General features: G+C 66.4%; 13 protein-coding genes. 12 read left to right on the forward strand and 1 reads right to left on the reverse strand.

The window, feature by feature from the left end; all coding sequences use genetic code 11:
• Positions 1–79: 79 nt before the first annotated feature.
• Positions 80–826 carry a YebC/PmpR family DNA-binding transcriptional regulator gene (locus NNZ72_RS02815; protein ID WP_257312408.1) on the forward strand — a complete coding sequence of 249 codons (747 nt, stop codon included), beginning with the start codon at positions 80–82 and terminating at the stop codon, positions 824–826.
• Between the two features lie 136 nt (positions 827–962).
• Here the strand turns inward: NNZ72_RS02815 and NNZ72_RS02820 are convergent, their stop codons facing one another.
• The gene (locus NNZ72_RS02820) at positions 963–1,964 is read right to left on the reverse strand and encodes an LLM class flavin-dependent oxidoreductase (protein WP_257312410.1); all 1,002 of its coding nucleotides are present in this window, start codon (positions 1,962–1,964) and stop codon (positions 963–965) included.
• Positions 1,965–2,113: 149 nt separating this feature from the next.
• On the opposite strand from NNZ72_RS02820, the gene ruvC reads away from it, so the two are divergent.
• The 11 genes from ruvC to pal all read left to right on the forward strand — a co-directional run bounded on the left by ruvC (position 2,114) and on the right by pal (position 10,224).
• Complete coding sequence (ruvC, locus tag NNZ72_RS02825) at positions 2,114–2,626, forward strand: crossover junction endodeoxyribonuclease RuvC (protein ID WP_257312413.1); 513 nt, start codon at positions 2,114–2,116, stop codon at positions 2,624–2,626.
• A 79-nt stretch (positions 2,627–2,705) separates the two neighbouring features.
• Positions 2,706–2,930, forward strand: a complete 225-nt coding sequence (locus tag NNZ72_RS02830) for an AbrB/MazE/SpoVT family DNA-binding domain-containing protein (protein ID WP_371747679.1) — start codon at positions 2,706–2,708, stop codon at positions 2,928–2,930.
• Complete coding sequence (locus NNZ72_RS02835; RefSeq protein WP_257312418.1) at positions 2,930–3,343, forward strand: type II toxin-antitoxin system VapC family toxin; 414 nt, start codon at positions 2,930–2,932, stop codon at positions 3,341–3,343. Before NNZ72_RS02830 ends, NNZ72_RS02835 begins: the two co-directional genes overlap by 1 nt.
• Before the next feature lie 12 nt (positions 3,344–3,355).
• On the forward strand, positions 3,356–3,973 hold the full coding sequence (ruvA, locus tag NNZ72_RS02840; RefSeq protein WP_257312421.1) for a Holliday junction branch migration protein RuvA: 618 nt from the start codon (positions 3,356–3,358) through the stop codon (positions 3,971–3,973).
• Between the two features lie 40 nt (positions 3,974–4,013).
• Positions 4,014–5,054, forward strand: coding sequence for a Holliday junction branch migration DNA helicase RuvB (gene ruvB / locus NNZ72_RS02845; protein ID WP_257312423.1), 1,041 nt, complete (start codon positions 4,014–4,016; stop codon positions 5,052–5,054).
• Positions 5,054–5,536 (forward strand): tol-pal system-associated acyl-CoA thioesterase, encoded by a 483-nt coding sequence (ybgC, locus tag NNZ72_RS02850; protein WP_257312425.1) that lies wholly within the window; start codon positions 5,054–5,056, stop codon positions 5,534–5,536. Before ruvB ends, ybgC begins: the two co-directional genes overlap by 1 nt.
• A gap of 298 nt (positions 5,537–5,834) precedes the next feature.
• On the forward strand, positions 5,835–6,551 hold the full coding sequence (tolQ, locus tag NNZ72_RS02855; protein WP_257312428.1) for a protein TolQ: 717 nt from the start codon (positions 5,835–5,837) through the stop codon (positions 6,549–6,551).
• A 14-nt stretch (positions 6,552–6,565) separates the two neighbouring features.
• On the forward strand, positions 6,566–7,018 hold the full coding sequence (gene tolR, locus NNZ72_RS02860) for a protein TolR (protein WP_257312431.1): 453 nt from the start codon (positions 6,566–6,568) through the stop codon (positions 7,016–7,018).
• A gap of 9 nt (positions 7,019–7,027) precedes the next feature.
• Positions 7,028–8,092, forward strand: a complete 1,065-nt coding sequence (gene tolA, locus NNZ72_RS02865; RefSeq protein WP_257312434.1) for a cell envelope integrity protein TolA — start codon at positions 7,028–7,030, stop codon at positions 8,090–8,092.
• Positions 8,093–8,171: 79 nt separating this feature from the next.
• On the forward strand, positions 8,172–9,476 hold the full coding sequence (tolB, locus tag NNZ72_RS02870) for a Tol-Pal system beta propeller repeat protein TolB (protein ID WP_257312436.1): 1,305 nt from the start codon (positions 8,172–8,174) through the stop codon (positions 9,474–9,476).
• A gap of 217 nt (positions 9,477–9,693) precedes the next feature.
• Complete coding sequence (gene pal, locus NNZ72_RS02875; RefSeq protein ID WP_257312438.1) at positions 9,694–10,224, forward strand: peptidoglycan-associated lipoprotein Pal; 531 nt, start codon at positions 9,694–9,696, stop codon at positions 10,222–10,224.
• Positions 10,225–10,338: the final 114 nt, after the last annotated feature.

Below are 10,338 nucleotides of genomic sequence, written 5' to 3' on the forward strand. Positions count from 1 at the left end.
TGGGACAGACGCGACACCGCGGCAGTGCCCCGTCACAGACAAAGGCGTCCGCAGGGGCGCCAAACCAGACAGGGGTGCCATGGCCGGCCATTCACAGTTCAAGAATATCATGCACCGCAAGGGGCGGCAGGACGCCGTGCGGTCGAAAATGTTCTCCAAGCTCGCCCGCGAGATCACCGTGGCGGCGAAGACGGGCATGGCCGATCCGGCGATGAACCCGCGCCTCAGGCTGGCGATCCAGAACGCCAAGGCGCAGTCCATGCCGAAGGACAATATCGAGCGCGCGATCAAGAAGGCCGCGGGCGGCGACGCGGAGAACTACGAGGAAGTCCGCTACGAGGGCTACGGCCCGGGCGGCGTCGCCGTCATCGTCGAGGCGCTGACCGACAACCGCAACCGCACCGCCTCCTCCGTCCGCTCGACCTTCTCCAAGGCCGGCGGCGCGCTCGGCGAGACCGGCTCGGTCTCCTTCTCCTTCGACCGCGTCGGCGAGATCGTCTACAAGCTTTCGGCCGGCGACGCCGACGCCGTCATGGAAGCGGCCATCGAGGCCGGTGCCGAGGACGTGACGACGGACGAGGACGGCCATACCATCCTCTGCGGCTTCGAGGACATCGGCGACGTTTCCAAGGCGCTCGAGGACAAGCTCGGCGAGGCCGAGACGGTCAAGGCGATCTGGAAGCCGCAGAACACGGTGCCGGTCGACGAGGAGAAGGCGCAGTCGCTGATGAAGCTGATCGACACGCTGGAAGACGACGACGACGTGCAGAACGTCTATTCGAACTTCGAGGTTTCGGACGAGGTGCTGGCGAAGCTTTCGGCCTGATCGGGCGCCGTCCCCTCATCCGGCCCTTCGGGCCACCTTCTTCCCGGCGGGGAGAAGGGGAGTGCCGCACCGTTCCGTTTCCCCCTTCTCCCCTCGGGGAGAAGGTCCCGGCAGAGGGATGAGGGGGGCAGCTTCACTATGCCGCCTCTGCCAAATCCCGCCGCGCCTCCGCGAACAGCCGGAGCGACGTCAGCCGCGCCGCCATGTCGAAGACCGGCATGGAGACGATCAGCTCGTCGGCCTTCGTCAGCGCCAGGAAATCGGCGATCTGCCGCCGGATCGTCTCCGGCCCGCCGACCACGGCATATTGCAGCGTATGCTCCACCATGATCCGCTCCTGATCGCTCCACAGCCCGTCCATGGAATCCACCGGCGGCGGGAAGGCGTCCGGCGTGCCGCGGCGCAGGCGCACGAAGGACTGCTGCATCGAGGTGAAGAGACGGGCGGCCTCGGCATCCGTCTCGGCCGCCGCACCCATCACGCCGACCATCACATGCGGCCTGTCGAGATGTTGCGAGGGCTCGAAGCGCTCGCGGTAGATCTCCAGCGCCGAAAGCAGCATGTCCGGCGCGAAATGCGAGGCGAAGGCGAAGGGCAGGCCGAGCATGCCGGCAAGATGCGCCGAATAGTGGCTGGAACCGAGCAGCCAGACCGGCACGTTGCTGTCGATGCCCGGCACGGCGATCACCCGCTGCTCCGGCTGGCGGGGCCCGAGAAGCTGCAGCAGCTCGACCACGTCCTGCGGGAACTGGTTGGCGGCGCTGTCGAGGTTGCGGCGCAGCGCCCGCGCCGTCAGCATGTCGGTGCCGGGCGCGCGGCCGAGGCCGAGGTCGACGCGGCCGGGGAAAAGGGCTTCCAGCGTGCCGAACTGCTCGGCGATGACGAGCGGCGAGTGGTTCGGCAGCATGATGCCGCCGGCGCCGATGCGGATCTTCTCCGTGCCCGCCGCCACGTGCTGGATGACGAGCGCGGTCGCAGCGCTTGCGATGCCACGCATGCCGTGATGCTCGGCAAGCCAGAAGCGCTCGTAACCGAGCGCCTCGGCCTCCTGCGCGAAGCGGCGGGAATTCTTGAGCGACTGGGCGACGGTGCCGCCTTCGGTGACCGGGGAAAGATCGAGGATGGAGAAGGGCACCATGGCGCGGCCTCGCTGTGAGCGGTTTTGATCGTCGCCCCATGTAGGTTCAATTCCGTAAAATCCAAGCCGGGGTTTTGCGAAGCTTGCTCTGTTTTTGTTTTGTTCACATTTCGCTGGCAGGGTCCGGCGGACGGGACTAGGGTTCTTCCATGCAGGACACGATTCGCATTATCGGCATCGACCCCGGGCTTCGGCGCACCGGCTGGGGCATCATCGAGACGCTCGGCAACTCACTGCGCTTCGTCGCCTCCGGCACCGTGACGTCGGATGGCGACATGGACCTTGCCTCGCGGCTCTGCCAGCTTCACGACGGGCTTGCCGAGATCGTCCACGGCTACCGGCCGGACGAGGCGGCGGTCGAGCAGACCTTCGTCAACAAGGACGCGACCGCCACGCTGAAGCTCGGCCAGGCGCGCGGCATCGCCATGCTGGTGCCGGCGCGTGCCGGCCTGCGCGTGGCGGAATACGCGCCGAACGCCGTCAAGAAGGCGGTGATCGGCGTCGGCCACGGCGAGAAGCAGCAGATCCACATGATGCTGAAGGTGCTGATGCCGAAGGCGACCTTCGTCGGCAACGACGCCGCCGACGCGCTCGCCATCGCCATCTGCCACGCCCACAACCGCCAGGGCCTCTCCGGCCGGCTGGCCAAGCTCGCCGGCTGATTTGTTCTTGACTTGTTCCGGTGGGGGCGATAGGTAATACTTCGGAGGTATTACTATGCGCGTGACGGAAAAGGGACAGGTGACGATACCGCGGAATGTGCGGAGCAACCTCGGCATCGTGCCGGGATCGGAGGTCGAATTCGTGCTACAGGGCGATAGCGCCGTGCTGCGTCGCGTCGAGCCGGCGGCCGACGAGCGGGAGCGCGCGGTGCAGGACCTCGTCGAGCACCTGCGCCGGCACAAGGGCTCCATGGCGCTCGGCGATCTCGACGGAGACGCCTTCTACAGCCTGTTGCGCGACTGATGGGTACGATCATCGATACCAGTATCCTCATCGATGTCTTCCACGCCGGAAGCGCGTTCGAGGATTGGTCCCTGAACGCCATCGCCGATGCGCGGCGGCGGGGCGACGTCCTGATCAATCCGCTGATCTATGCGGAAATGGCGGCGGGCTTCGCCACCGTGGATACGCTGGAGGTTGCATTGTCGCCGGCATCCTTCATCCGCGAGGACCTGCCCTGGGAGGGGGCCCACGCTGCCGGGCAGGCGTTCATGCAATACAGGCGCGGCGGCGGCGACAAGCGTTCGCCTCTGCCGGATTTCTATATCGGTGCGCACGCCCTGGTGCGGGGACACGATCTCCTCACCCGTGATGCGGCGCGCTACCGGACCTATTTCCCGATGATCCGTTTGATCACGCCCGAAACCCATCCCTGACGGACCCTTCCCATGATCGGCAAACTCAAAGGCGTAATCGACGAGATCGGCGAGGACCATGTCGTCCTCGACGTGCACGGGGTCGGCTATGTCGCCTTCTGCTCGGCGCGCACGCTGTCGCGGCTGGGCTCCGCGGGAGAGGCGGCGGTGCTGTTCATCGAGACCTATGTGCGCGAGGACCAGTTCCGGCTGTTCGGCTTCCTGACGGCCCTGGAGCGGGAGTGGTTCCGGCTCTTGCAGAGCGTGCAGGGGGTGGGCTCCAAGGTGGCGCTCGCGGTGCTCTCGACGCTGACGCCGGGGGAGCTCGCCAATGCCATCGCGCTGCAGGACAGGACGGCGGTCTCGCGGGCGCCGGGCGTCGGGCCGAAGGTGGCGGTGCGCATCATAACCGAGCTGCGCAACAAGGCGCCGGCCTTCGCCGGCGAGGCCGCGGCGTCGATCGGTCTCAAGCAGGAGCTTGGGGAAGGTGTTGCCTCTGCACCCGTTGCGGATGCCGTCTCGGCGCTCACCAATCTCGGCTATTCGCGCGACCAGGCGGCGAATGCCGTCGCAGCCGCCTTGAAGAACGGCGGCGAGGGGGCCGACAGCGCCAAGCTCATCCGCCTCGGCCTCAAGGAATTGTCGCGGTGAGGCGGTTGCCTTCCTTGGCTGACAATGGGATGAGGGGCGCATGAGCGAGCCGAACAGACTGCTTTCGCCGGAAAAGCGCGGCGAGGACATCGATACCGCGCTGCGGCCCCAGACGCTGGACGACTTCACCGGCCAGAAGGAGGCGCGCGCCAACCTCAAGGTCTTCATCGAGGCGGCGAAGAACCGCGGCGAGGCGCTCGACCACGTGCTCTTCGTCGGCCCGCCCGGCCTCGGCAAGACGACGCTCGCGCAGATCATGGCCAAGGAGCTCGGCGTCAATTTCCGCTCGACCTCCGGCCCGGTCATCGCCAAGGCGGGCGACCTCGCGGCATTGCTCACCAATCTCGAAGAGCGCGACGTGCTCTTCATCGACGAGATCCACCGGCTCAATCCGGCTGTCGAGGAAATCCTCTATCCCGCCATGGAGGATTTCCAGCTCGACCTGATCATCGGCGAGGGGCCGGCGGCGCGCTCGGTGAAGATCGATCTCTCCAAGTTCACCCTCGTCGCCGCCACCACGCGCCTCGGCCTCCTGACGACGCCGCTGCGCGACCGCTTCGGCATCCCGGTCCGGCTCAATTTCTACACGGTCGAGGAGCTGGAGCTGATCGTCCGGCGCGGCGCCCGGCTGATGGGGCTTCCCATGACGGACGAGGGCGCGCGCGAGATCGCGCGGCGCGCGCGCGGCACGCCGCGCATCGCCGGCCGGCTGTTGCGCCGCGTGCGCGACTTCGCCGAAGTCGCCCGCGCCGAGGCCGTTACCCGCGAGACCGCCGACGAGGCGCTGACGCGGCTCTTGGTCGACAACATGGGCCTCGACCAGCTCGACCGGCGCTATCTTTCCATGATCGCCCATAATTTCGGCGGCGGCCCGGTCGGCATCGAGACGATCGCCGCGGGCCTCTCCGAGCCGCGCGACGCCATCGAGGACATCATCGAGCCCTACATGATCCAGCAGGGTTTCATCCAGCGCACGCCGCGCGGGCGGATGCTGACGGCGAACGCCTGGAAGCATCTCGGGCTGACGCCGCCGAAGGACCTGGAGGCGACCCAGTTCCGGCTCTTTTCCGAGGACGACTGATGGGTGAGGCGGACCACCATCTTTCCGGCGAGCTGACGGAGGCCGGCCACCGGCTCGTCCAGCGCGTCTATTACGAGGACACGGATTTTTCCGGCGTCGTCTACCACGCACGCTACCTGCATTTCCTGGAACGCGGGCGGACGGATTATCTCCGCCTCCTCGGCGTCGAGCAGGGCAATCTCTTGCTCGAGGGCGACCGCGAGGGGCTGGTCTTCGTCGTCCATCGCATGGAGATCGATTTCAAGCTGCCGGCGCGCATGGACGACGTGCTGACGATCCTCACCGCCACCGAGAAGGCGGGCGGGGCGAAGATGGTGCTCGCCCAGGAGATCCGATGCGGCGAGTGCCTGCTGATCGCCGCCAAGGTGATCATCGCCGTCGTCAACGCGGCGGGGCGGCCGCGCCGTCTGCCGGAGGGGCTTGCCGCCCGTTTTCTCGCCGCGCGGCCGGATCGGGTTATTTCAGCGGTAACGCTTGCTTAACCATAATGATGTCTTACTGCCGCCATGAGGATTTTGTGCATCGCACGTCATCCTTTAACCAAAATTGACGGCAAGAAGGCAGGCTGTAAGCATTTGACCGGCATGGCGGCCGGCGGCATCAACCGGACATTCTTGACGGGCATGCGAAGCGGTGCGGATCGAAATCCTCGCAGGCGACGCTCGTTTTGTGAACGCCGAGGCGGCTCCATCCTCCCAGGGGACGCGGCGGCGGAAGGATGAACCCGGTTCCGGTCGCAAGCGCCCGTGCCGGGTCTTTGGATTCGGGGACTTGAGATCTATGGAACAGGTTGGTTTGGAAGCGGTGGGCAGCGTGACCCTTTGGGGTCTGTTCATGCAAGCCGGGTTTGTGGTGAAGCTGGTCATGCTCGGTCTGGTCGCCGCTTCTATCTGGACCTGGGCCATCGTCGTCGACAAGACGCTGAGCTACGGCAGGGCGCGGCGCCAGCTCGACAGCTTCGAGCAGGTGTTCTGGTCCGGCCAGTCGCTGGAAGAGCTCTACCGCACGCTGTCCGACCGGCAGACCTCGGGCATGAGCGCCATCTTCGTCGCCGCCATGCGCGAGTGGAAGAAGAGCTTCGAGCGCGGCGCCCGCTCGCCGATCGGCCTGCAGATGCGCATCGACCGGGCGATGGACGTGACGCTCGCCCGCGAATCGGAAACGCTGGAGGCACGGCTGGGGTCGCTTGCCACCATCGGCTCCTCGGCGCCCTTCGTCGGCCTGTTCGGCACCGTCGTCGGCATCATGACCTCCTTCCAGGCGATCGCCGGCTCCAAGCAGACGAGCCTCGCGGTCGTCGCCCCCGGCATCGCCGAGGCGCTGCTCGCGACCGCCATCGGCCTGCTCGCCGCCATCCCCGCCGTCATCGCCTACAACAAGTTCTCCGCCGACGCCGGCAAGCTGACGGCGCGCATGGAAGGCTTCGCGGACGAGTTCTCCGCCATTCTTTCGCGCCAGATCGACGAGAAGCTGCAGCCGCGCGCGGCCGCGCAGTAAACGGAGACGACGCCATGGGCATGTCAGTCGGAGCGAAGAACACGGGCGGCGGCCGGCGCCGCCGCGGCGGCGGGCGCAAGGCGCCGATGAGCGAGATCAACGTGACGCCGTTCGTCGACGTCATGCTGGTGCTGCTCATCATCTTCATGGTCGCGGCCCCCCTCATGACGGTCGGCGTGCCGATCGACCTGCCGAAGACGCAGGCCAAGGCGCTCAACGCCGATACCCAGCCGATCACCGTCTCGGTCAAGGCCGACGGCGAGATCTTCCTGCAGGAGACGCCGATCCCGGTCGACGAGGTGGCGGCCAAGCTCCAGGCCGTGGCGACGACGGGCTATACGGAACGCATCTTCGTGCGCGGCGACGGCAATGCACCCTACGGCATCATCGCCGACGTGATGTCGCGCATCCAGGCGGCGGGCTTCACCAATATCGGCCTCGTCACCGAGCAGAAACCGGACAGGTAGTCGCACGCGATGAAGGGCAGCCTCGCCACATCCGCAGCGCTCCACGCCCTGGTGCTCACCTGGGCGCTGGTCTCGCTCGGCGCGCCGGAGAGCTTCGACGTCGCCGACGTCGAGGCGCTGCCGGTCGACATCGTCTCCATCGAGGAACTGACGCAGATCCAGCAGGGCGACAAGAAGGCCGAGGCGAAGGAAAAGGCCGCGCCCGTGCCGACCAAGAAGGAAACGCCCGTCGAGAACGCCGAGAACGTCGGCGACAACGACATCGACCTGAAGAACCTGCCGACGCCGGAGGAAAAGCCGCGCGAGATCGAGACCGCAGCGGCGCCCGAGAAGGCCGAGAAGGTGGTGCAAACCCCCGACACCAAGCCCGTCGAGGAGGTCAAGCAGGAAGAGCCCGCGAGCGAACCCTCGACGGAGGTCGCGGCGATCCCCGAGGCCAAGCAGGAGGTCAAGCCGGATCCGACGCCGGATGCCAAGCCCGCCGAGGAGGCGCCCGCCGAGGACGCCGAGGCCGAGGCCCTGCCGGACAAGGTGCCGGTGCCGGTGATGAAGCCGAAGATCGAGCAGGCCCAGGCGCAGACGGCCAAGACCCCGGAGCGCAAGAAGGAAGAGAAGAAGAAGCAGGAGAAGGCGAGCTCCGTCAACGACAGCGACTTCAACGCCGACGAGATCGCAGCCCTCCTCAACAAGGAGAAGGCGTCCGGCGAAGGCGCCAAGTCCTCGCAGGAGCAGGCCGCACTCGGCGGCAAGAAGACGACCTCCGGCACCAAGCTGACGATGAGCGAGATGGACGCGCTGCGCGGCCAGATCCAGAACAACTGGTCGATCATTCCCGGCCTTGCCGATGCCGCTGACGTGCGCATCAAGGTGACGATGCAGCTCGACCAGAACGGCGACATCATCGGCGAGCCTGAGGTCGTGGCGACCGGCGGCTCAGAATCCGCGCGCCGGGCGCTCGCCGGCGGGGCGAAGCGCGCCATCATGAAGTCGCGGCCCTTCAAAGGCTTGCCGCCGGAAAAATACGATGCCTGGAGCGAAGTCGTCGTGAACTTCGACCCCAGCGAAATGATGTAAGCACCCTCGTTTTACGCAATCCCGGACGCAAAACCGCTTCGCACTTTTGCTGGAATTGCTTTATGGAAGGCCTAGACACATGTTCAAACGCAATCTTTTCCGTTTCCTGGTCCTGCTGACCGGCCTCGTGAGCTTCCTGCCGCAGGCCTGGGCGCTCGTGGAAATCAACATCAACAAGGGCAATGTCGAGCCGCTGCCGATCGCCGTCACCGATTTCGTGGCGAGCGGCGACCTCGGCCAGCGCATCACCGACGTGATCGCGGCGGACCTGAAGCGGTCCGGCCTGTTCGCTCCGGTCAACAAGCAGGCCTTCATCGAGAAGATCTCCAACCCCGACCAGCCGCCGCGCTTCGACGACTGGAAGGTGATCAACGCGCAGGCGCTCGTCACCGGCCGCGTCACGCAGGAGGGTGACGGCAGGCTTCGCGCCGAGTTCCGCCTGTGGGACACCTTCGCCGGCCAGCAGCTCACCGGCCAGCAGTTCTTCACCCAGCCGGAGAACTGGCGCCGCGTCGCCCATATCATCGCCGACGCCATCTACGAGCGGCTGACGGGCGAGAAGGGCTATTTCGACACGCGCATCGTCTATGTCGCCGAGAGCGGGCCGAAGACCGCGCGCAAGCGCCAGCTCGCCATCATGGACCAGGACGGCTTCAACGCCCGTGCGCTCACCAATTCCAACGATATCGTACTGACGCCGCGCTTCTCGCCGAACCGGCAGGAGATCACCTACATGTCCTTCGAGGGCAACCAGCCGCGCGTCTACCTGCTCCAGCTGGAGACCGGGCAGCGCGAGGTGGTCGGCAATTTCCCCGGCATGACGTTTGCGCCGCGCTTCTCGCCGGACGGCCAGCGCGTCATCATGAGCCTGCAGCAGGAAGGCAACGCCAACATCTACACGATGGACCTGCGCTCGCGCACGACGACCAGGCTCACCTCGACGGCGGCGATCGACACCTCGCCCTCCTATTCGCCGGACGGTACGCAGATCGTCTTCGAGAGCGACCGCGGCGGCAAGCAGCAGCTCTACGTGATGGGCGCCGACGGCTCCAACCAGCGCCGCATCTCCTTCGGCGACGGCTCCTACTCGACGCCGGTCTGGTCGCCGCGCGGCGACCTCATCGCCTTCACCAAGCAGTCGGGCGGCAAGTTCTCGATCGGCGTGATGAAGACGGACGGCTCGGGCGAGCGCATCCTCACCACCGGCTTCCACAACGAGGGGCCGACCTGGGCGCCGAACGGCCGCGTGCTGATGTTCTTCCGCCAGAATGCGGGCGCCGGCGGGCCGCAGCTCTACTCGATTGATCTCACGGGCTACAACGAGCAGCTCATCAAGACGAACGGCTTCGCCTCCGACCCGGCCTGGTCGCCGCTTCTCGAGTAGTCGGCGCAAATGGGGCGGGCCTGCCGCGTTCTTGCCGCAAAGTCCTGCAAATCAGGCGCGACGGCGAAGCGCGTCGGGACGGCCGGGGACAGGCAGGAAACCGTTAACCATACCTCTTGAATGCGGATTAACCGGTTCCGGTTACAGTCCGGCAACCCTGATTGAAACCGACGCTTCAACCAACTTGACACAAAACCCGATGCAAGGAGACCGGCTCATGAGCCGCATTCAAACTCCGGCCGCAGGCCGCATGCAGACCATCGCCCGCAATCCGGTGATGCTCGCCCTGTGCATGACGCTGGCCCTGGCAGGCTGCGCTTCCAAGAAGAACCTGCCGAACAGCGCCGGCGATCTCGGCCTCGGCGCCGGTGCCGCCACGCCCGGCTCGCAGCAGGACTTCACCGTCAACGTCGGCGACCGGATCTTCTTCGACACGGACTCCTCGTCGATCCGCGCGGATGCCGCCGCCACGCTCGACCGCCAGGCCCAGTGGCTGCAGCGCTATTCGAACTACGCCATCACGGTCGAGGGGCACGCCGACGAGCGCGGCACGCGCGAATACAACCTCGCGCTCGGCGCGCGCCGTGCGGCCGCGACGCGCCAGTACCTCGCCTCGCGCGGCATCCCGGCGAACCGCATCAAGACGATCTCCTACGGCAAGGAAAAGCCGGTCGCCGTCTGCGACGACATTTCCTGCTGGTCGCAGAACCGCCGCGCCGTCACGGTGCTGGGCGGGGCCGGCATGTGAAGGCTTTTCCCTTCGAAGCTACTGGGAAGGCGGCCATTGGGCCGCCTTTTCTTGTAACCAAAGTAAACCTCCACCTCCGGTGGAGGACTGGACGAGTTCTACATCGTGGTCGAG

It is taken from the genome of Shinella pollutisoli, from assembly GCF_024609765.1.
Lineage (GTDB): Bacteria > Pseudomonadota > Alphaproteobacteria > Rhizobiales > Rhizobiaceae > Shinella > Shinella pollutisoli.

Excerpts from the sequence above, each read along its gene's own strand:
- NNZ72_RS02815 (WP_257312408.1), top strand. The coding sequence starts at position 80 with ATGGCCGGCCATTCACAGTTCAAGAATATCATGCACCGCAAGGGGCGG.
- NNZ72_RS02820 (WP_257312410.1), bottom strand. The coding sequence starts at position 1,964 with ATGGTGCCCTTCTCCATCCTCGATCTTTCCCCGGTCACCGAAGGCGGC.
- ruvC (WP_257312413.1), top strand. The coding sequence starts at position 2,114 with ATGCAGGACACGATTCGCATTATCGGCATCGACCCCGGGCTTCGGCGC.
- NNZ72_RS02835 (WP_257312418.1), top strand. The coding sequence starts at position 2,930 with ATGGGTACGATCATCGATACCAGTATCCTCATCGATGTCTTCCACGCC.
- ruvA (WP_257312421.1), top strand. The coding sequence starts at position 3,356 with ATGATCGGCAAACTCAAAGGCGTAATCGACGAGATCGGCGAGGACCAT.
- ruvB (WP_257312423.1), top strand. The coding sequence starts at position 4,014 with ATGAGCGAGCCGAACAGACTGCTTTCGCCGGAAAAGCGCGGCGAGGAC.
- ybgC (WP_257312425.1), top strand. The coding sequence starts at position 5,054 with ATGGGTGAGGCGGACCACCATCTTTCCGGCGAGCTGACGGAGGCCGGC.
- tolQ (WP_257312428.1), top strand. The coding sequence starts at position 5,835 with ATGGAACAGGTTGGTTTGGAAGCGGTGGGCAGCGTGACCCTTTGGGGT.
- tolR (WP_257312431.1), top strand. The coding sequence starts at position 6,566 with ATGGGCATGTCAGTCGGAGCGAAGAACACGGGCGGCGGCCGGCGCCGC.
- tolA (WP_257312434.1), top strand. The coding sequence starts at position 7,028 with ATGAAGGGCAGCCTCGCCACATCCGCAGCGCTCCACGCCCTGGTGCTC.
- tolB (WP_257312436.1), top strand. The coding sequence starts at position 8,172 with ATGTTCAAACGCAATCTTTTCCGTTTCCTGGTCCTGCTGACCGGCCTC.
- pal (WP_257312438.1), top strand. The coding sequence starts at position 9,694 with ATGAGCCGCATTCAAACTCCGGCCGCAGGCCGCATGCAGACCATCGCC.